16 protein-coding genes are annotated in these 19,360 nt (G+C 71.8%); 11 read left to right on the top strand and 5 right to left on the bottom strand.

All coding sequences use genetic code 11. The features are described 5' to 3' along the window. Positions 1-4: 4 nt before the first annotated feature. On the top strand, positions 5-637 hold the full coding sequence (locus ACYUED_RS00980; RefSeq protein ID WP_491290429.1) for a GNAT family N-acetyltransferase: 633 nt from the start codon (positions 5-7) through the stop codon (positions 635-637). Between the two features lie 24 nt (positions 638-661). Here ACYUED_RS00980 and ACYUED_RS00975 read toward each other — a convergent pair whose 3' ends face one another. Further along, entirely contained in the window at positions 662-2,392 is a 1,731-nt protein-coding gene (locus ACYUED_RS00975; RefSeq protein WP_491290428.1) for a dolichyl-phosphate-mannose--protein mannosyltransferase, read from the bottom strand. 553 nt (positions 2,393-2,945) lie between these two features. On the opposite strand from ACYUED_RS00975, the gene ACYUED_RS00970 reads away from it, so the two are divergent. Then, on the top strand, positions 2,946-5,030 hold the full coding sequence (locus ACYUED_RS00970; protein ID WP_491290427.1) for a DUF1996 domain-containing protein: 2,085 nt from the start codon (positions 2,946-2,948) through the stop codon (positions 5,028-5,030). A gap of 72 nt (positions 5,031-5,102) precedes the next feature. Here ACYUED_RS00970 and ACYUED_RS00965 read toward each other — a convergent pair whose 3' ends face one another. The 3 genes from ACYUED_RS00965 to ACYUED_RS00955 form a co-directional block, all read right to left on the bottom strand. Continuing rightward, on the bottom strand, positions 5,103-5,399 hold the full coding sequence (locus tag ACYUED_RS00965; protein WP_491290426.1) for a hypothetical protein: 297 nt from the start codon (positions 5,397-5,399) through the stop codon (positions 5,103-5,105). A gap of 102 nt (positions 5,400-5,501) precedes the next feature. Continuing rightward, positions 5,502-7,094: a glycerol-3-phosphate dehydrogenase/oxidase gene (locus ACYUED_RS00960; protein ID WP_491290425.1), complete on the bottom strand. Its 1,593-nt coding sequence runs from the start codon at positions 7,092-7,094 to the stop codon at positions 5,502-5,504. Further along, a complete protein-coding gene (locus ACYUED_RS00955; RefSeq protein ID WP_491290424.1) occupies positions 7,091-7,690 on the bottom strand; it encodes a TetR/AcrR family transcriptional regulator in 600 nt (199 codons plus the stop codon). Before ACYUED_RS00955 ends, ACYUED_RS00960 begins: the two co-directional genes overlap by 4 nt. Positions 7,691-7,770: 80 nt before the next feature. Here ACYUED_RS00955 and ACYUED_RS00950 point away from each other — a divergent pair, with 80 nt between their 5' ends. Both ACYUED_RS00950 and ACYUED_RS00945 read left to right on the top strand, forming a co-directional pair. Further along, positions 7,771-9,366 (top strand): FAD-binding oxidoreductase, encoded by a 1,596-nt coding sequence (locus ACYUED_RS00950; RefSeq protein WP_491294765.1) that lies wholly within the window; start codon positions 7,771-7,773, stop codon positions 9,364-9,366. 60 nt (positions 9,367-9,426) lie between these two features. Beyond that, on the top strand, positions 9,427-10,308 hold the full coding sequence (locus ACYUED_RS00945; RefSeq protein WP_491290423.1) for a YegS/Rv2252/BmrU family lipid kinase: 882 nt from the start codon (positions 9,427-9,429) through the stop codon (positions 10,306-10,308). 9 nt (positions 10,309-10,317) lie between these two features. On the opposite strand, the gene mgrA is transcribed toward ACYUED_RS00945, so the two are convergent. Beyond that, the gene (mgrA, locus tag ACYUED_RS00940; protein WP_491290422.1) at positions 10,318-11,361 is read right to left on the bottom strand and encodes an L-glyceraldehyde 3-phosphate reductase; all 1,044 of its coding nucleotides are present in this window, start codon (positions 11,359-11,361) and stop codon (positions 10,318-10,320) included. 111 nt (positions 11,362-11,472) lie between these two features. Here mgrA and ACYUED_RS00935 point away from each other — a divergent pair, with 111 nt between their 5' ends. From ACYUED_RS00935 to ACYUED_RS00905, 7 genes are all read left to right on the top strand, one after another. After that, positions 11,473-11,925: a flavodoxin family protein gene (locus tag ACYUED_RS00935; protein ID WP_491290421.1), complete on the top strand. Its 453-nt coding sequence runs from the start codon at positions 11,473-11,475 to the stop codon at positions 11,923-11,925. Positions 11,926-12,050: 125 nt separating this feature from the next. Continuing rightward, positions 12,051-12,524, top strand: coding sequence for a carboxymuconolactone decarboxylase family protein (locus ACYUED_RS00930; RefSeq protein WP_491290420.1), 474 nt, complete (start codon positions 12,051-12,053; stop codon positions 12,522-12,524). Between the two features lie 127 nt (positions 12,525-12,651). Continuing rightward, complete coding sequence (locus tag ACYUED_RS00925) at positions 12,652-14,259, top strand: serine/threonine-protein kinase (protein ID WP_491290419.1); 1,608 nt, start codon at positions 12,652-12,654, stop codon at positions 14,257-14,259. Between the two features lie 91 nt (positions 14,260-14,350). Then, positions 14,351-15,544 (top strand): serine hydrolase domain-containing protein, encoded by a 1,194-nt coding sequence (locus ACYUED_RS00920; protein ID WP_491290418.1) that lies wholly within the window; start codon positions 14,351-14,353, stop codon positions 15,542-15,544. 81 nt (positions 15,545-15,625) lie between these two features. Next, positions 15,626-17,266 (top strand): phosphoglucomutase (alpha-D-glucose-1,6-bisphosphate-dependent), encoded by a 1,641-nt coding sequence (gene pgm / locus ACYUED_RS00915; RefSeq protein ID WP_491290417.1) that lies wholly within the window; start codon positions 15,626-15,628, stop codon positions 17,264-17,266. Positions 17,267-17,457: 191 nt separating this feature from the next. Beyond that, the gene (locus tag ACYUED_RS00910; RefSeq protein ID WP_491290416.1) at positions 17,458-18,288 is read left to right on the top strand and encodes a PP2C family protein-serine/threonine phosphatase; all 831 of its coding nucleotides are present in this window, start codon (positions 17,458-17,460) and stop codon (positions 18,286-18,288) included. Between the two features lie 50 nt (positions 18,289-18,338). Next, complete coding sequence (locus ACYUED_RS00905; RefSeq protein ID WP_491290415.1) at positions 18,339-19,334, top strand: MASE1 domain-containing protein; 996 nt, start codon at positions 18,339-18,341, stop codon at positions 19,332-19,334. Positions 19,335-19,360 lie beyond the last annotated feature (26 nt).

The raw sequence follows: 19,360 nt of genomic DNA, 5'->3' as shown, positions 1-19,360 counted from the left end.
TGCGATGACCTCGACTCCCGCCGTCCGCCCGTACCGCTCCGAGGACAGCGAAGCCCTCGACGACATCTGCATTCGCACCGCCCACAACGGCCAGGACAGCCGGCCGGTCTACGCCGACCCCGGCATCTTCCCGGCGATCTTCGCGGCCCCCTACGTCCATCTGGAACCGGAGCTGGCCTTCGTCCTGGACGACGGGCAGGGCAGGGCGGTCGGCTACATCCTCGGCACCGCGGACACGCCTTGCTTCGTCGAGGCCTTCCGGACGACATGGCTGCCCCTGGTCGCGGACCGTCACCCGGAGCCCGCCGGCCCGCCGGGCACCCCCGACGAGGCGATGGTCCCGCTGCTGCACCACCCCGAGCGGATGATCGTCCCCGAGACCGCCTCCTATCCGGCCCATCTGCACATCGACCTGCTCCCCGCATGGCAGGGCCGCGGGTACGGCCGAGCGCTGATGCGGACCTTCCTGCGGGCGCTGCACGACCGGGGCGTCGCCGCCGTCCACCTGTCCATGGTCACGGCCAACACCCCGGCCAGGGCCTTCTACGACCGCCTGGGCTTCCACGAGATCGACGTGCCGGATCCCGGCCCGGTCACCTATCTGGGGCGCACCACAGGGGAGTTGGAGAAGCTGTGACGTCCGGTCACGCGATCTCCGGCCTCAGATCCAGGTGTCCAGCCACATCCGGGCGTGCCACTCGGAGTACGGGATCGTCTGGCCCGTGTAGAGAGGGAAGAAGTAGATGAAGTTCCATGCGATGAGCAGCACCAGCACACCCGCGCCCACCGTGCCGATCAGCCGGCGCCGCTCGTTCGCCCCCGGCGGCCCCAGCATGGCGCCCACCATCATGGCCACGGCCAGACACAGGTACGGCACGAACGCGACGGCGTAGAACGAGAAGATCGTGCGGCCCTGGTAGTTGAACCACGGCAGATAGCCTGCGCCCACCGCGCACAGCACGGCGCCCGCGCGCCAGTCGCGGCGCAGCGCCCATCGGAACAGGAGGTAGACGAGCGCGCCGCAGGCCGCCCACCACAGCAGCGGAGTGCCGAGCCCCAGAATCTCCTGCGAGCAGCCGGCCGCGGCGTGACAGCCGTCCTGCCCGGCCTTCGGCCCCCGGTAGTGGAACGCGACAGGCCGCCCCTGGACCAGCCAGCTCCACGGGTTCGACTTGTAGCGGTGCCAGGCGTGCAGGTTGATGTTGAACTCGTAGACGGCGTGCTCGTAGTGCCACAGGCCGCGCAGGGGCGCCGGGATCCACGACCAGGTGCCGCCGCGACCATCCGCCCAGTGCCGGTCGTAGCCCTTGTCGGACAGGAACCAGCCGCTCCACGTCGCCAGATACGTCACCACGGCCACCGGCACCAGCGACAGCACCGACCAGCCGAGGTCCTTGCGCAGGACGGACCGGTACGGATGGAAGGCCCCGGCGACCCGTCGCGCACCGACGTCCCAGAGGACGGTCAGGGCCACGAAGAAGACCAGGAAGTACAGGCCGTTCCACTTGCTGGCGGCCGCGAGGCCCAGGAAGACACCGGCTGCCAGGCGCCATGGACGCAGGCCCGTGCCCGTACCCTCGGCGGCGTCGGCATCGGGACGCGCGAAGCCGTCCCCGGTCGTGGGCAGGGCGGCCGCGAGACGGGCCCGGGCCCTGTCGCGGTCGACGAGCAGACAGCCGAACGCCGCCAGGGCGAAGAACATGACGATGAGGTCGAGCAGGGCGGCGCGGCTCATCACGAAATGCAGGCCGTCGACCGCCAGGAGCGCTCCGGCCAGACAGCCCAGCAGCGTCGAACGGAACAGCCGGCGCCCTATTCGGCACAGCATGAGCACCGACAGGGTGCCCAGCAGCGCCGTCATGAACCGCCAGCCGAAGGGCCCCAGGCCGAACAGCCCCTCCCCGAGGGCGATCACCCACTTGCCCATGGGCGGATGCGCGACGAAGCTGCCGGGGTCCGAGAGCGGGATCACCTGAGGGTGCGCCAGGACCTGCGGGTCGGCGATCTTGCGGTCCGGCCACGTGCCCTCGTAGCCGAGCCGGAGCATCGCCCAGGCGTCCTTGGCGTAGTACGTCTCGTCGAACACGAGCGCCCGTGGCTGTCCGAGCCGCCAGAACCGGAGCGCGCCCGCGAGCACGGCGACGAGAATCGGCCCCACCCAGCCCATGGAGTTCGCGACCCGGCGGGCGAGCCGCGGACCGAGACCCATCGACTCCCAGATCCACGTGCCCGGTCGGGGGAACGGCGGGACCAGGCGGGCCCGGGTGTCGGGCGATGGGCCGGCCGTGTGTCCGAACCGGCGCGGCCGCCGCGCCCAGGGGGCCGGCTCGTGCTGCGCGGTCGTTCGGGCGTCTTCGTCGACGTCGGCCCGGGTGGGGGTGTCACTCGTCACCGGTTCATCGTAGGGAACGCCCGTGCGGGTCGTATGCCGCTCCCGGGGTGTGCGGCGCGACCCCGGTCACGTGAGGGAGGGACCTGGAGTGCTTCCGGGCCGGGGCAGGGCCCCGGCCGCACCCGCGCGGCGGTCGGGGCCCTTCGCGCACCGGCTCAGGGGTGCGCGGTCAACTGGAGCCTCTGTGCGGCCGATCCGTCTCAAGGCCCGAGGTGACAGGGAACTGCTCGAACTGTGGCTCACGCGCACCGGGTTCTGGCTGGAGGCGTAGAAGGCGCGGAATCCTGACGGCGGTTGCGGTCGGACGATCATGGGACGCCGGGACTGGGCCTCCGCCCGGCGGCTCATTCCGGTCCCCACGTCGAAGTCCCGTTCGGCCACGATTCCACTGTGCCGCGCCGCCCGAGACCGCGCCACGCGTGGGCGCTCGGGGGGCACGCGCTTTCTGAGATGTTCCTATGAATCTGTGGGGCGGCTGAACACACCGGTGCCGCCGTCCGTATGTGGCGAGGGATTTGTATGCCCGACCGCCGTGATCCGTAGGAGAACTCTCGTGGGACGCAACACGCGCAGACGCCCGACAGGCCCACGCCGCGCAACCTTTGCGGCATTCGCGCTGATGCTGGGCGGAGGCGGGTTGGTGGCGGCCAACGTCTATGCCTCGGCGACGGAAGGCGGTTCGGGCACGGAGGGAGCGCAGACGCGCAGCGCCGCCGGCACCATCGACTGCCCTGACGTCGGCAGCAGGTTGACGCAGATCCCAGACCAGGCGCGGGGGGACGTCGACAACGAACTCGCCTCGATGGACCAGCAGATAGCGGAGGCCTATCAGCGGCTGCAGGTGGCGACGCCGGAGCAGCGCCAGGACGGTGACTACACCGACGAAACGGTCATGAAGCCGCTGAAGGAGAAGCGGGGCGAGAGCCTCGACCGCATCGGCGACGCGATGGACCAGGCCGGCCGGCGTCCCGACGGGCTCGACTCCATGGCGGACTGCTCGATGCGGACCTGGAACAACCAGAACGGCCAGAACGGCGGCCAGGAAGCGGGTCGTTCCCAGAGCGGCCAGCAGCAGGGGCAGGGCGGCCAGCAGAACGGGGACGGCCGGCAGAACGGCGGCGGCCAGCAGGGTGGCAACGGCGGCCAGGCCGGCAACGGGCCGGTCGCCGCGGACTACCAGGACATCAACACCGTCCAGCCCAACTCCCCGGCGCCGGACCTGAATTCGTTCGCCTCCAAGGGCATTTTCACCACCAGCTGCGGCGTGAACGCGGGCGGCCTGTTCAACTCCGACAACGTGATCGTCGCCCCGGGTGTCACCAACGGCGCGCACCACTTCCACGACTACGTCGGCAACCAGTCCAACAACGCCTTCGCCAGCGACGACGACCTGGCCAAGGCCGACACGAGCTGCGAGAACCCCGGCGACAAGTCCACGTACTACTGGCCGGTGGTGCGACTGCAGAACGGCAGCCAGGAGCGGGACGCCGACAAGCCCGGCGGCGGGATCGAGGGCAACGCCGGTGAGATCGTCACGCCCCAGCAGGTCACGCTGACGTTCATCGGGAACCAGCGCAGCCAGGTCACCGAGATGCCCCGACTGCTGCGCATCATCACCGGCGACGCCAAGGCGTTCGTCAACGGCCCGGGCAACGCCAACGCCTCCTGGAGCTGCACCGGGTTCGAGGACCGGCAGCTGAAGGACAAGTACCCGCTGTGCCCGCAGGGCAGTGACGTGGTCCGCACCTTCAAGTTCCAGAGCTGCTGGGACGGCCGCAACATCGACAGCGCCAACCACCGCACCCACGTGGCCTTCGAGGACGCCGCCGGCAATTGCCCGAACGGCTTCAGGGCCATCCCGCAGCTGGTCCAGCGCATCGTCTACGACGTCAAGGCGCCGAGTCTGCAGGACGGCGGCCGTACGGCCCCGTTGTTCGCGGTGGACTCGTTCCCGGAGCAGCTGCACAAGCCGGTCACCGATCACGGCGACTTCATCAACGTGTTCGACGAGAACCTCATGAAGGAGGTCGTGTCCTGCATCAACGGCGGCCGTGCGTGCGGGGCCGGCACGAACGAGGACCCGGGCTCGGACGACGGAGCGACCCAGCCGCCGACCGAGAAGCCGACTGACAAGCCGACCGAGACGCCGACCGGCCAGCCCACCGCTCAGCCCACCGAGGACCCCACCACCCCGCCCGCCGGTGACGACAACTCGGGGAACGGAAACTCGGGCAACGGCAATTCGGACGACGGGTCGGGCAAGGACAACTCAGGCAACGGATCGGGCGACCAGACCGCGCAGCCCACGACCGCCGCGCCGGAGACCACACAGCCTGCCGGCGACGACGGGCCCACGCTGTCCAGCACGACGGAACCCCGCGTCTACGCGTCGTCCAAGGCCTCCCGGAGTGCCGCGGCCGCGCCGCAACAGGGCGCCACGTCCGACGACAGCTCCGCCCAGGCCCAGGCCGCAGGCGGGAACGACGACGCCTCCGCCGCCGGCCAGGCCGAACCGCAGGCGGTCCAGGGCGGGCTGGCGGAGACCGGCGCGAACCTGTGGCCCGCCGTGGCCGGCACGGTCCTGCTGATCGCAGGTCTGTTCCTGCTCACCCGCACACGGCGCCGTTACGTGCGCTGACGCGAAGGGGCGCTCGGACCGACCTCCCGGTCCGGGCGCCCCGTGCGTGTCCGGGGCCGCCCGTGCGAGGCCCTACCGCTCGGACCGGCCGCTCCTGTGCTCGGAGCGTCTGACCGTCTCGCTGACGTCGGCCTCGACCTCGTTGCGAGGCGTCCCCGCCTCCTTGGCGTACTCGGTGACCGAGGTCTGTGCCTCACGGGCCAGGTCCCGCCAGGCACGCAAGGCGGTCTCGTACGTGTCGGTCTGCTGTCCGGTCCAGCCGCCCTGCTGGGTCGGGGGGCCGTACGAGCGGCGCAGTTCCTCGACCCTGTGGTGTGCCTGGTCGGCTGCGCGCTGTTTCTCCACCAGCTCGTCAAAATGATGTGTCACGCAAATGGAGCATAAGGGGGCATTCGTGATTTCGCGCGCCGAGCCGGTGTCGCCGCCTCAGCGGCCGGGCCTCCCTGTGGGTCCTCAGAGTCCTGCCGGTCTTCAGTCCCGCCGTCCTCGGTCCTGCCGGTCCAGGACTTCGCCGAGCAGCTCCCGCGCGGTATCCAGTGCCGCGGCGCGGTCCGCCGGTACCAGGCCGATCCGGGTGCGGCGGTCGAGCACGTCGGCCTCGTCGAGCGCGCCTTCGTGGCGCACTGCCCACAGCAGCTCGGCCGCCGTCACCGGGTGTCCCGGCAGGACCCGCTCGCCGAGCCGGGGGTCGTGCTCGCCGAGCGCGAGGACGGCCGACGCCTCGGTGCCGTAGCGCCGCACCAGGTGGCGCGGTGCCCGCAGCGCGTCGAGGGTGCGGGGCGGCGCGGCGCCGACGAGCGGCAGCGACGCGGTGGGGGAGGGGCCCGCGGTGAGGCGACGGCTCGCGACGGCGGCGTCCACCGCGTCCTCGGCCATGCGCCGGTATGTGGTGAGCTTGCCGCCGACCACCGTGATCACGCCCTCGGACGAGGTGAGTACCGCGTGCCGGCGGGAGATGTCGGCTGTCCTGGCCGTGGCGCCGGAGCCGGCCTCCGGTGTCGTGTCCAGCAGCGGGCGCAGCCCCGCGAAGGTGCCGACGACGTCCTGGCGCCGGACCGGCGCGTTCAGGACGGAGCCGAGGACGTCGAGCAGGAAGCCGATGTCCGTCTCGGGCACCTCCGGCACGTCGGGGATGTCGCCCTCGACGGGTTCGTCGGTGAGGCCGGCGTAGACACGGCCGTCGCCCTGCGGCAGGACGAGGACGAAGCGGTTGGTCTCCCCGGGGATGGGGATGTGCAGGCCCGCCGGGACGGGGCCGAGGTCCTCCGAACGCAGGATGATGTGGGTGCCGCGCGAGGGCCGTATGCGGATGCCGTCGACCAGTCCGCCCGCCCAGACGCCCGAGGCGTTGATCACCGCGCGGGCCCGGATCTCGCCCTCCTCGCCGGTGAGTTCGTCTCGGACGCGGGCGCCTGAGCCGGTGAGTTCCAGCGCTCTGACGCGGGTCAGGATCCGTGCGCCGTGGGCGGCCGCGGTGCGCGCGGCGGCGGTCACCAGACGGGCGTCGTCGACGAGCCGACCGTCCCAGGACAGCAGGCCGCCGCGGAGGCCGTCGGTGCGCAGGGCCGGGGCGAGATGGCGGGTCTCCACCGCGGACAGCCGGCGCGGCGCCGGAAGCGTGGCCCGCGCCGTACGGGCCGCCACGCGCAGCGCGTCGCCGGCCCGGAACCCCGCCCAGGCCAGCGCCGCCTGGCCCCGGCCGACCAGCGGCGTCAGGGGCAGGACGAACGGCTGCGCGCGCACCAGGTGGGGTGCCGTGCGCTCCATCAGCACTCCCCGCTCGACCGCGCTCTCGTGGGCGACGTCGAACTGGGCGGAGGCGAGGTAGCGCAGCCCGCCGTGGATCAGCTTGCTGCTCCAGCGGGAGGTGCCGAAAGCCAGGTCGTGGGCGTCGACGGCGACGACACTCAGGCCGCGGGCGGCCGCGTCCAGCGCGGCCCCCGCTCCGGTGGCGCCGAGCCCGACGACGAGGACGTCCACGGCAGGGCCGCCGACGGTCTCGGTCAGCTCGCGCGAACGCCTGGCGGCGGACAGGGACGATCCGGCGGCGGGGCTGTGGCTCATGGGGTGAGGGTCCTCTCCAGGATGGAGCGCAGCTCCGTGCGGAAGGCCGCGGAGTCCAGTTCCGCGTCGTCCTCGTCGGTCATGGTCCGCAGGGACAGGGTGAAGGACTGCACGATCAGCAGCAGGGCGCGGGCCTGGCGCTCGGGGTGGCCGGCTCGGACCGATCCGTCGGCGTGTCCCTCCTCCAGACCGTCCGTCAGCAGCTTCAGGAGCGCGATCTGGCTCGCGCCGCGGCGGTCCAGCACATAGGGCAGGAGCAGCTCGGGATCGACGTCGACGATCTTCCGGAAGAGGGGATGGGCGCGGAACGAGTCCACCCCCGCCACGAGCCCGGCCACGAGCACGCCGCGCGCGTCCCCCCCCGGTCGGCGCTCGGGTATCGCCCGGGTGGCCACCTCGACCCACTCCCGGGTCATCAGGTCGCCGACCAGGGTGCGCACATCGGGCCAGCGCCGGTACAGCGTCATCCGGGAGACGCCCGCGCGGCGGGCCACGTCGGTGAGCGTCGTACGACGGACCCCGACGGCCAGGACGCAGTCCCGCACCGCGTCGAGCACCGCATCACTGTCCGAGCCGTTGTGACGAATAGGCGTCATGTGTCACAGTGTAACGCCTCGGCGCCCCGCGGCGCCGCCAGGGGCGGAATCGCTCGAATCGACCGGTGAGGACGACAGTCATGGACATGCTGTGGAGTGGCTGGGGCGATCCGGCCAAGGCGGCGCCGCTGCCCGACACGGTGAGCGGGCTGTTGCGCGATCTGCTCGGCGTCAAGCCGCGCAGCGCCGAGCCGGTCGGCCTCGTGGACATCGCTGTTCCGCAGGGGCAGTTGGAGCCCGCCGCGCACCGGGCCCTCGCGGCCGCCGTGGGCGGCGAGGAGTACGTGCGCACCGACGCCGAGACCCGGATCCGGCACACACGCGGTAAGTCCACCCCGGACCTGCTGCGCATCCGGGAGGGCGACACCGCGGACACCCCGGCGGCCGTGCTGCTCCCGGCCGGCCACGAAGAGGTCGTCGCCGTGCTGCGCGCGTGCGCCGAACACGGCCTGGCGCTCGTCCCGTTCGGCGGCGGCACCTCCGTCGTCGGCGGCCTCGCCCCCGGGCGGGGCACGTTCGTCGCCCTGGACCTGCGGCGTATGGACGGTCTGCTCGCCCTCGACCCGGTCTCCCGCACCGCCACCCTGCAACCGGGCCTGCGCGCCCCGCGGGCCGAGGCGCTGCTCGCCGAACACGGCTTCACCCTCGGCCACTTCCCCCAGTCCTACGAGTGGGCCACCATCGGCGGATTCGCCGCCACCCGCTCCAGCGGCCAGGCGAGCGCCGGTTACGGCCGCTTCGACGAGATGGTCCTCGGTCTCACCCTCGCCACCCCCGAGGGCACCATCGACACCGGCCGCGCCCCGCGCTCGGCGGCCGGCCCCGACCTGCGCCAGCTCGTCCTCGGCTCCGAGGGGGCCTTCGGCGTCATCACCGCCGTGACGGTCCGCGTCCGCCCCGTACCGCAGACCCGGGTCCACGAAGGCTGGCGCTTCGCCTCCTTCGAGGAAGGGGCCGCGGCCCTGCGCAGGCTCGCCCAGGACGGGCCACGCCCGACCGTGCTGCGCCTGTCCGACGAGACGGAGACCCTGATCGGCCTCGCCCGGCCCGACGCCATCGGAGCGGCCGACGCCCCAACTGCCGTCGGCTGCACGGCGATCGCCGGCTACGAAGGCACGGAGGAGGACACCTCGTACCGCCGGGAACGCGCCGCGGCCGTCCTGCGCGAGTGCGGCGGCACACCCCTGGGCGAGGAGCCGGGCGACCACTGGGCCCAGGGGCGCTACTCGGCCCCCTATCTGCGCGACGCCCTGCTCGACGCGGGCGCCTTCGCCGAGACGCTGGAGACCGCGGCCTTCTGGTCCCGGGTCCCCGAGCTGTACGCCGCCGTGCGCGACGCACTCACCACGACCCTCACCGAGGCCGGCACCCCGCCCCTGGTGATGTGCCACATCTCCCACGTCTACGAGAACGGCGCATCGCTGTACTTCACCGTCGTCTCGGCGCAGGGCGACGACCCCGTCGCGCACTGGACGCCGGCCAAGCACGCGGCCAACGAAGCGATCCTCGCCGCGGGCGGCACCATCACCCACCACCACGGGGTCGGCACCGACCACCGCGACTGGTACGTCCGCGAAGCCGGCCCGCTGGCCGTCGACGCGCTCCGCGCCGTCAAGCGGCGACTGGATCCGGCCGGACTGCTGAACCCCGGCGTGCTCCTGCCCCTCGACGACTGACCCGGCACCTCGTCATCCCCTGCCCGGCACCATCGACCCGTCCGCCCCGGAGGCACACCGATGCGACAGTTCACCGCCGTCGTCAACCCCACCGCGGGCGGATCCACGTCAGCCGCCGCGCTGCTCGCCGTGGCCCGGCTGCTGCGCGAGGCGGGCGCCGAGCTGCAGACGGAGTACAGCCGCAGCCTGGCCCACGCCCAGGAACTCGCCCGGCACGCCGGACAGCAGGGCCGGGTCGTGCTCGCCGTCGGCGGGGACGGCATCGCGGGCGGCATCGGCGGCGCCCTCAGCGGCACCGGCTCCGTACTCGGCCTGGTCCCCGCCGGTCGCGGCAACGACTTCGCCCGAGCCCTCGAACTCCCCACTGAACCCCCGGCGTTGGCCAAGGTGCTGCTCCACCACGAGCCGCGCCCGGTCGACACCATCGAGGTGGAGTCGGCCACCCATGACCGCACCGTCGTGCTCGGCAGCGTGTACGCCGGCGTCGACGCCCTCGCCAACCGCCACGCCAACCACGCGAAACTCCTGCGCGGCGCGGCCTCGTACTACGCCGGCGGCCTGCGGGCCGTCACCACCTGGCGGCCGGCCCGCTACCGGGTCACCGTCGACGGCGTGACACACCGGCACACCGGCTACACCGTGGTGGCCGCCAACTCCGGTTACTACGGCTCCGGACGCCTGATCGCCCCCGCCGCGCGCGTGGACGACGGCCTGCTGGACGTGGTGATGATCAGCGAGGCGCCCCGGCGGCTCTTCTTCACCCTGATGAACGAACTCAAGACGGGCACCCACGTCGACCGGCCACAGGTGCGCATCCTGCGCGGCAGGGAGATCAGCATCTCCGCAGACCGCGACGTGCCCTACGGCGCCGACGGAGAGGTCGAGGCCGTCCTGCCCGTCACGGTCAGAGTCCTGCCCGGAGCGCTGCGCGTGCTGTGCTGACCGCCCGGCTCAGCCGAGGTTCCCGGTCCGGGCCTCACGCCACAGGTCGACGCCCCCGTCGGTGATGTACTGGTCGATCTCGGCCAGCTCCTCGGAGCTGAAGTCGAGGTTGTCCAGCGCGGCGACGTTCTGCTCCAACTGCTCCGTGCGCGAGGCGCCGATGACCAGCGACGTGACCCGCCGGTCCCGCAGCGCCCAGGCGAGCGCCATCTGCGCCAGGGTCTGCCCGCGCCGCGCCGCGATGTCGTTGAGCGCCCGCAGCCGGCCGAGCATGTCCTCCGACAGCCACGCCGTGTCGAACGAGGTGCCCGCCGCGGCCCGCGAACCCTCGGGCACGCCGTCGAGATAACGCCCGGTCAGCAGCCCCTGGGCGAGCGCGGTGAACCCGATGACCCCGAAACCCTCCTCCTGGGCGGCATCCAGCAGACCGTCGGTCTCGATCCAGCGGTTGAGCATGCTGTACGACGGCTGGTGGATGAGCAGCGGCGTGCCCAGGTCGCGCAGGATCGCGGCGGCCTCACGGGTGCGCTCGGCGTCGTACGAGGAGATGCCGACGTACAGGGCCTTGCCCTGGCGAACCGCCGTATCGAGCGCGCCCATCGTCTCCTCCAGCGGGGTGCCGGCGTCGAGACGGTGGGAGTAGAAGATGTCGACGTACTCCAGGCCCGTGCGCCGCAACGACTGGTCGAGCGAGGCGAGCACGTACTTGCGGGATCCGCCGCCCTGACCGTACGGGCCGGGCCACATGTCCCAGCCGGCCTTCGTGGAGATCACCAGCTCGTCGCGGTACGGGGCGAGGTCCTGCTTCATCAGCCGCCCGAAGTTGATCTCCGCGGAGCCGTACGGCGGACCGTAGTTGTTCGCCAGGTCGTGATGGGTGATCCCGAGGTCGAACGCGCGCAGGGCGATCTCGCGCTGGGTCCCGAAGGGCCGGTCGTCCCCGAAGTTGTGCCAGTAGCCCAGGGAGAGGAGGGGGAGGTCGAGGCCCGAACGTCCGGTGCGCCGGTAGCGCATGGTGCCGTTGTAGCGGTCGGGATCTGCGAGGTGGTTCATGGGGCACACTGTGCTCGCGCACGATTCTGAAGTCCAACAACTCCCTTTCATCGGATTCAGCGGCTTCTTCTCTGCATCGGTTCGGCCTCGGGTCTGAGTAGGGTGCGGGGTGTGCCCACCCTGCTGATCGTGCATCACACGCCCTCGCCCAACTGCCAGGCCCTGCTGGAGGCCGTCGTCTCCGGCGCGACCGCGCCCGGGATCGAAGGTGTCGACGTCGTGCGGCGGGCGGCGCTGGCGGCCACGGCGTCCGACGTACTGGCCGCCGACGCGTATCTGCTCGGCACCCCGGCCAACATCGGCTACATGTCCGGAGCCCTCAAGCATTTCTTCGACCAGATCTACTACCCGTGCCTGGACACCACGCAGGGCCGCCCCTTCGGCTACTACGTGCACGGTGGCAGCGACGTCGCGGGCGCGGTGCGGGGGATCGAGACGATCACCACCGGTCTCGGCTGGCGGGCCGCCGCCAAGCCCGTCACCGTGACCGGGGAACCGGCCCGCTCCGACATCGAGGCCTGCTGGGAACTGGGCGCGACCCTCGCCGCCGGACTGCTGGACTGACCGAGCCGGAGGCCTCGTCGAAGGCGGGGACCCGACGAGACGCAGGTCATATTCGTGTGTGTCACATCCCGCCGAACCGTGCCGTCAGAGAGGTGTAGGCAACGACGACGACACTGGAGCACACCATGGAAGCTCGCCTGAACCTCTTCGAGAACGCGGTCGCGACCAAGGTCTTCCGGCACATCAACTCGGCGGGCAAGGCCGTCTCGGATTCGACGCTGCCGCACGCCACGCAGGAACTCGTGAAGCTCCGTGCCAGCCAGATCAACGGCTGCGGCATGTGCACCGACATGCACACCAAGGACGCGCTGGCCGCCGGGGAGGACCCGCAGCGACTGCACCTGGTCGCGGTCTGGCGCGAGGCGAAGGTGTTCACCGAGGCCGAGCGCGCCGCCCTGGAACTGGCGGAGCAGGGCACCCGCATCGCCGACGCGGCGGGCGGCGTCACCGACGAGGCCTGGGCGAACGCCGCCAAGCACTACGACGAGGAGCAGCTCGCCGCTCTCGTGACCACCATTGCCCTGATCAACATGTACAACCGCTTCAACGTGATCGTTCAGCAGCCCGCCGGCGACTACCAGCCGGGCATGTTCGGCTGACGCGCGGCACCCGACGACACACGGCCCGGGCAGCCTCGCCGCCCGGGCCGTTCAGCCGTGCCGCAGACGGCCGCCGACCTCATGCCCGGAGCCACGTACGCATGTCGTGCCCCTTATGCTCCTCGCCATGAACGAGGGGGACACCGACAGACGGGTCGTCGACGGCCGTTTCGAGCTTCAGGCACGGCTCGGTGGCGGCGGAATGGGCACGGTGTGGCGCGCCCGCGACCTGCTGCTTCACCGCAGCGTGGCCGTCAAGGAGGTCCGGCCCGCCGACCCGGACCTCGCCGAGTACGACCCGGGCTCGGCACGGATGCTGCGGGAGCGGGTGCTGCGCGAGGCCCGTGCCCTGGCCCGGGTCCAGCATCCGAACGTCGTGACGATCCATCACATCGTCGACGGCGGCGAGGGCACCTACCCGTGGATCGTCATGGAACTCGTCGAGGGCGGTTCCCTCGCCGACCGGCTGGCCCGCGGCCCCCTGAAGCCCGCCGAGGCAGCCCGCACGGGGCGCGGAGTCCTCGATGCCCTGCGCGCCGCGCACGACGCGGGCGTCCAGCACCGTGACGTGAAACCCGCCAACGTGCTGCTGCGCACCGACGGCCGGCCGGTCCTCACCGACTTCGGCATCGCCGCGATCCGTGATGCCACCGCGCTGACGGCCACCGGATCGATCATCGGCACCGCCGACTTCATGGCCCCTGAGCGCGTCACGGGCGGCGACGGCGGACCCGCGTCGGACCTGTGGTCGCTGGCGATGATGCTGTACGTGGCCGTCGAGGGGCGGCATCCGCTGCGGCGCGGAACGACCCTGGCCACCCTGGCCGCCGTACTCCACGAGGACGTACCCCCGCCCGTGCAGGCCGGGCCGCTGACTCCCGTTCTGGCCCGTGTGCTCGTCCGTGATCCCGCGGCGCGTCCGGACGCGGAGACCGTCGACAGGATGCTGGCGGCCACGGCGGAGGCCGACGACGACGCCACGGCCACCTCGTATCCCCTGGCGCCCCCGCGGAACGCCGCCTCGGCCCCGGTTCCTGGTCCCTCCGACACCGTCGTGCCCCGCCCTGACGCCCGACGACCGCTGCGGGCGGCGCTCGCTGCCGTGGCGGTCGGTGCCGTGCTGGCGGGCGGAGTTGTGTGGCTGGCCCTGTCGGGTGGCGACGACGGCCATGCCGCGGCGCCGACGGGCAAGGACCGCCGCACGCACCAGGCAGGTCCGAGTCCCACCGCCTCGACTCCGTACCCTTCGGCCGCCGTGACCGGCTCGGCCGCCAAGACCGGCAACCTGCTCACCCCGAACGGCATTCGGACGGTGATCAAGGCTCTGGAGGACGCGTCGGGAAGCGAGAGCTTCGGTGACTTCTACATCTATCCGGACCATGCGTCGGCCGCGATGATGGTGGACGGCAGCCGGACCCACTACGTCGACTACGACTACCGTGCCGGCAGCGGGGCGGAGCAGGGCATCATCAAGGGCACCCTGTCCAGCAACACGGAGCCGGTGAGCCTGAAGAACTTCCGGTGGGACGCCGTGCCCGGCCTGTTCGCCCGGGCGGAGAAGGACTTGAAGGTCGACAAGCCGACATCCCGGTACCTGGTGGTGAGGCAGCCGGACAATGTCTTCGGCACGCCGGCCGGAATGGCGGTCTATCTGAGCAACGATTTCCAGGACGGCGGCTACGTGGAGGCGGACACCCAGGGCAAGGTGACGAGGGTGATGCCGGCCGACGGTTGAGCCGTTGGGCCGGATGCAGCAGCCGGCAGAGCTTCACCCCGCGCACCGGGCAAGGCTTGGCCTGCACGATCGGCCTGCCACAGGAGACCTGATGCCCCTTCGCTCCGCCCCGGCCCGTTCCTTCCGCTTCCGTTCCCGGCTGCGCGCGACCTGCGTCGTCGCCCTCTGCGTGACAGCGCTCGGCCAGGCACCCGCGAGTACCGCCGCCGCTCCCGCACCGCGCGACGCCGACCTGCGCGACCAGCTGGAGCAACTCGTGCACGCCCCGGGCGGACCGCCCGGCGTGATCGCCGTGCTGCGGCGGGACGGTAGGAGCGAGGTCGTGAGCGCGGGCGTCGCCGACCTTGCCACGGGCCGTCGCCCGAGCCCCGACGACCACATGCGCATCGCCAGCACGGCGAAGGCCTTCAGCGGAGCGGTGGCACTGAGCCTGGTCGACCGGCACGCCCTGCGCCTGGACGAGACCCTGGGCGAGCGGCTGCCACAACTGCCCGGCGCCTGGCACCAGGTCACCCTGAGACAACTCCTCAACCACACCAGCGGCCTGCCGGACTTCACGGAGTCCGCCGAGTTCCTGAGCATCCTCGCGGCCGACCCGCACCACCACTTCGACTCCCGCCACCTGCTCGACTTCGTCGCCGACCGGCCCCTCAACTTCCCCCCGGGCACCGAGTACCGCTACTCCAACTCCGACAACATCGCCGTCGCCCTGATGGCGGAGGCGGCCACCGGCACCCCGTACGAGCAACTGCTGCGCACGCTGGTCTACCGGCCGTTGAAGCTGCGGAACACCAGCCTTCCCCAGGACTGGCGGATCCCCGCGCCCTATCTGCACGGCTATGACGTGACCCCGCCCGAGCCCCCGGAGGATGTCAGCGAGGCCCTCAGCGCCTCCGGTTCCTGGGCGTCGGGCGGCATCATCTCCACGCCCGCCGACATGACCCGCTTCATCCGCGGCTACGCCGGCGGTGCCCTCTACGGCAGAAACGTCGTCCGCGAGCAACGACGCTGGATCGAGGGCGCGTCCGAACCCGCGGGCCCCGGTGCCAACATGGCGGGCCTCGCCATCTTCCGCTACACGACCCGGTGCGGCGTGGTGCTCGGGCACACCGGCAACTTCCCCGGCTACACCCAGCTGATCGCCGCCACCCCGGACGGCCGCCGGTCCCTGACGTTCTCCCTCACCACCCAGATCAACCAGGAGATGAAGCCGGACCTGGTGAGCCGGATGCGCTCGGTCCAGGAGAACTTCGTCTGCGCGCTGCTGAACCGGTCCGGCCACTGACGCGGCCTCGCATGCCGCCGCCATGACGAGGGAAGATGGGGCGGCAGGCGTTTTGGTCAACCGATGTGGAGGAGCGGGCACATGCAGCACGAGCGAGCGGGTCAGCAGGCCGGCCCCGAGGACCTCGTCGACGTCGCCCGGCTGGTCACCGCGTACTACGCGCTGCACCCGGATCCGGCCGACCCGGGGCAGCGGGTGGCGTTCGGCACGTCAGGACACCGCGGATCGTCCCTGGCGACCGCGTTCAACGAGGACCACATCGCCGCGACGAGTCAGGCGATCTGCGAGTACCGCGCCGACCAGGGCACCGACGGTCCGCTCTTCCTCGGCGCCGACACCCACGCCCTCTCCGAGCCCGCACGGGTCACCGCCCTGGAGGTGTTCGCGGCCAACGGCGTCACCGTGCTCATCGACGGCGCGGACGGCTACACACCCACCCCCGCGGTGTCGCACGCCATCCTCACCCACAACCGCGACCGCACCTCCGGCCTCGCCGACGGTGTGGTGGTCACCCCCTCGCACAACCCGCCCGCCGACGGAGGCTTCAAGTACAACCCGCCGAGCGGCGGACCGGCGGGCTCCGAGGCGACCTCCTGGATCCAGGACCGGGCCAACGACATCATCACGGCCGGCCTCAAGGACGTACGGCGGATCCCGTACACCCGGGCCCTCGCCGCCGAGACCACCCGCCGCCACGACTTCCTCGGGGCCTACGTCGCCGACCTGCCGCACGTGCTCGACCTGGACGCGGTCCGCGCCGCGGGTGTGCGCATCGGCGCCGACCCGCTCGGCGGCGCGTCGGTCGGCTACTGGGGCCGTATCGCCGAACAGCACCGGCTCGACCTGACCGTGGTCAACCCCCTCGCGGACCCCACCTGGCGCTTCATGACGCTCGACTGGGACGGCAAGATCCGCATGGACTGCTCGTCGCCGTACGCTATGGCCTCGCTCATCGAACAGCGCGACCGCTTCCAGGTCGCCACGGGCAACGACGCCGACGCCGACCGGCACGGCATCGTCACGCCGGACGCGGGGCTCATGAACCCCAACCACTACCTGGCCACGGCCATCTCCTACCTGTACGCCCACCGCAAGGAGTGGCCGGCCGAAGCGGGCATCGGCAAGACCCTGGTGTCGTCCGGGATGATCGACCGGGTCGCCGCGGACCTGGGGCGCCGGCTGGTCGAGGTGCCGGTGGGATTCAAGTGGTTCGTGGACGGGCTGGTGGGCGGCTCGATCGGCTTCGGAGGGGAGGAGTCGGCCGGGGCGTCCTTCCTGCGCCGTGACGGCTCGGTGTGGACCACCGACAAGGACGGCATCATCCTGGCGCTGCTAGCCTCCGAGATCATCGCGGTCACCGGGAAGACGCCGTCGGAGCACTACGCCGCCCTGACAGCCCGCTTCGGCGAGCCGGCCTACGCCCGCATCGACGCCCCCGCGACCCGCGAGGAGAAGGCGCTGCTCGCCAAGCTGTCGCCCGCACAGGTCACCGCGGACACCCTGGCCGGAGAGGCGGTCACCGGGGTGCTCACCGAGGCCCCCGGCAACGGCGCGGCCATCGGCGGCATCAAGGTGACCACCGAGAACGCCTGGTTCGCGGCCCGTCCCTCGGGCACCGAGGACGTGTACAAGATCTACGCCGAGTCGTTCCGCGGCCCCGACCACCTGCGCCAGGTGCAGGACGAGGCGAAGGACGTGGTGGCGGCGGCCCTCGGCGGATGACACGGCGGATGAAGCGGTGAGCGACACGGTGGGTGGCAGGCGGCTGCACGACTGTGACAGGCCGTGACGAGGCGAACCGGTGCAGCCTCGAAGCTGTCCGCCCACCCGCCATGTCGCTATCATCCTCTGAAACGCATAATCTGAGGTTTTGCCCCGATGGGGCCACGGCCCACGGCCCCGCCGGAGTGATCATGTCCCTCGAGCGCCCGACAGACGACGGCGACGAGCTGCTCGCCAGACTCGGGTCGCTCACTGCCCAGGCACGCGAGCTGGCGGAGCTGCAGCGTTCCCAGGTCGAGCTGGCCGTCGCCCTCCAGCGCGGCATGCTGCCCCGGGGCCTGCCCGCCGCCCCGGGCCTTCACCTGGCCGTCCGCTACGCACCCGCCTTCCACGGCCTCAACGTGGGCGGTGACTGGTACGACGCCTTCACCATGCCCGACGGCCGCATCGGCCTGTCCATCGGCGACGTGCAGGGCCACAACATCGAGGCGGCCGCCTTCATGGGCCAGGTCAGGGTCGGCCTGCGCGCGCTCGCCGCCGTCACCGGCGATCCCGGTGAGCTGCTCTCCCGGACCAACGACCTCCTCCTCTCCCTCGGCACGGACCTCTTCGCCACCTGCACCTTCATGCGGCTCGACCCGTCCACCGGGCTACTGGAGAGCGCCCGGGCCGGACACATCCCCCACATCTGGGCCACCGCGGACGGACAGTCCGGCGTCGCCGAGGACGAGGGCGGGCCGCCCCTCGGCATCGAGGAAGGACTGCAGTACCCGGTCTCCCGCTACCGCCTGACCACGGGCGGCGTGTTCGTCCTGCTCACGGACGGCGTGGTGGAAGGGCCGTCGCTGCATGTCGACGAGGGACTCGAACAGGTGGTGCGGCTCGCCGGTGTCGCCGCGGTCGCCGGCATGGAGGCCGACGCACTCGCCGCCGGTGTGATGAAGGTGGCCGAGCGCGTCGGCCACGAGGACGACGCGGCCGTACTGGTTGTCGGACACGACGGGCCCGAACGCCGGCCGTAGCGCCGGGCAGCCCTTTTCCCGCCTCGCCGACCGGCTGACATCGGTGTCTGATGGCAGCTGTGGTGGCTATCCAGGACCTGCGGCGGCCGGCCGTCTTCGCCCTCCAGGCGCTGACCGTCGCCGCCTGCTACTACGCCGCCGGGCGGCTGGGGCTTCTGCGCCGACTCGTCGTCGAGGACGCGGTGGTCACACCCATCTGGCCGCCCATGGGCGTCGCGGTCGCCTGTCTGCTTCTGTTCGGCCTGCGCGCCTGGCCCGGCATCGCCCTCGGCGCACTCCTCGTCGTCATGTCCATCACGTCGCTCCAGCCCGCCGTCGTCGGCACCCTCGTCGGCAACACCGCCGCCCCCGTCTGCGCGTACTACCTGCTGTGCAAGGTGGGCTTCCGCACCGACCTCGCCCGGTTACGGGACGGCGTCGCGCTGGTGTTCCTGGGAGCCCTCGCCGCCACGCTCGTCAGCGCGACCGTCGGCGCCGGCCTCCTGGTCCTCACGGGCAAACTCGACACGCAGAGCTTCTGGCTCGTCTGGTCGGCCTGGTGGGCCGGTGACGCGATGGGCGTCCTGATCGTCACCCCGGTCCTGCTGGTGCTGTACGGGGCGCGCCGGCAGCCGCTCACCCCCCGCTGGAAGGAGGCCGTGGGCCTGACCCTGGTCGCCTGCGTCCTCGTGCCCTTCGCCACCCACAGTGCCGTGAGCCTGTTGTTCCTCGTCTACCCGCTCCTGATCTGGGCGGCCCTGCGCTTCAGGCTCGCGGGCAGCATGCTGTGCGCCCTCTTCGCCTCCGTCATGGCCACGATGGCGGCGACCGACCAGGTCGGGCCGTTCGCGGGATTGTCCCGGATCCAAGTGATGATCAAACTCCAGGCGTTCAACGGCGCGATGGCGCTGACCGCTCTGCTCCTGTCAGCGGTGATCACCGAGCAGCTCAACACCAGACGTTCGGTGGAGCAGGCCTGCCAGGAACTCGTCGAGGTCCTGGAACACCTCACCGCGGGGGAGGCCCCGCCGAGCCGGTCGCCCGTGGAGGCCGATGACCGGCCATGACGTCACCCGAGAGGGTGCATTGCGTG

The organism is Streptomyces sp. DF42, assembly GCF_058267695.1.
Note: the sequence above shows the minus strand (reverse complement) of the source record. Positions and strands in the feature narration are given on the sequence as shown.

What these genes read in the sequence shown, in the direction of transcription:
- ACYUED_RS00980 (WP_491290429.1), top strand. Translation starts at nt 5, where the DNA reads ATGACCTCGACTCCCGCCGTCCGCCCGTACCGCTCCGAGGACAGCGAA.
- ACYUED_RS00960 (WP_491290425.1), bottom strand. Translation starts at nt 7,094, where the DNA reads ATGAGCCACAGCCCCGCCGCCGGATCGTCCCTGTCCGCCGCCAGGCGT.
- ACYUED_RS00955 (WP_491290424.1), bottom strand. Translation starts at nt 7,690, where the DNA reads ATGACGCCTATTCGTCACAACGGCTCGGACAGTGATGCGGTGCTCGAC.
- ACYUED_RS00950 (WP_491294765.1), top strand. Translation starts at nt 7,771, where the DNA reads ATGGACATGCTGTGGAGTGGCTGGGGCGATCCGGCCAAGGCGGCGCCG.
- ACYUED_RS00945 (WP_491290423.1), top strand. Translation starts at nt 9,427, where the DNA reads ATGCGACAGTTCACCGCCGTCGTCAACCCCACCGCGGGCGGATCCACG.
- mgrA (WP_491290422.1), bottom strand. Translation starts at nt 11,361, where the DNA reads ATGAACCACCTCGCAGATCCCGACCGCTACAACGGCACCATGCGCTAC.
- ACYUED_RS00930 (WP_491290420.1), top strand. Translation starts at nt 12,051, where the DNA reads ATGGAAGCTCGCCTGAACCTCTTCGAGAACGCGGTCGCGACCAAGGTC.
- ACYUED_RS00925 (WP_491290419.1), top strand. Translation starts at nt 12,652, where the DNA reads ATGAACGAGGGGGACACCGACAGACGGGTCGTCGACGGCCGTTTCGAG.
- ACYUED_RS00920 (WP_491290418.1), top strand. Translation starts at nt 14,351, where the DNA reads ATGCCCCTTCGCTCCGCCCCGGCCCGTTCCTTCCGCTTCCGTTCCCGG.
- pgm (WP_491290417.1), top strand. Translation starts at nt 15,626, where the DNA reads ATGCAGCACGAGCGAGCGGGTCAGCAGGCCGGCCCCGAGGACCTCGTC.
- ACYUED_RS00910 (WP_491290416.1), top strand. Translation starts at nt 17,458, where the DNA reads ATGTCCCTCGAGCGCCCGACAGACGACGGCGACGAGCTGCTCGCCAGA.
- ACYUED_RS00905 (WP_491290415.1), top strand. Translation starts at nt 18,339, where the DNA reads ATGGCAGCTGTGGTGGCTATCCAGGACCTGCGGCGGCCGGCCGTCTTC.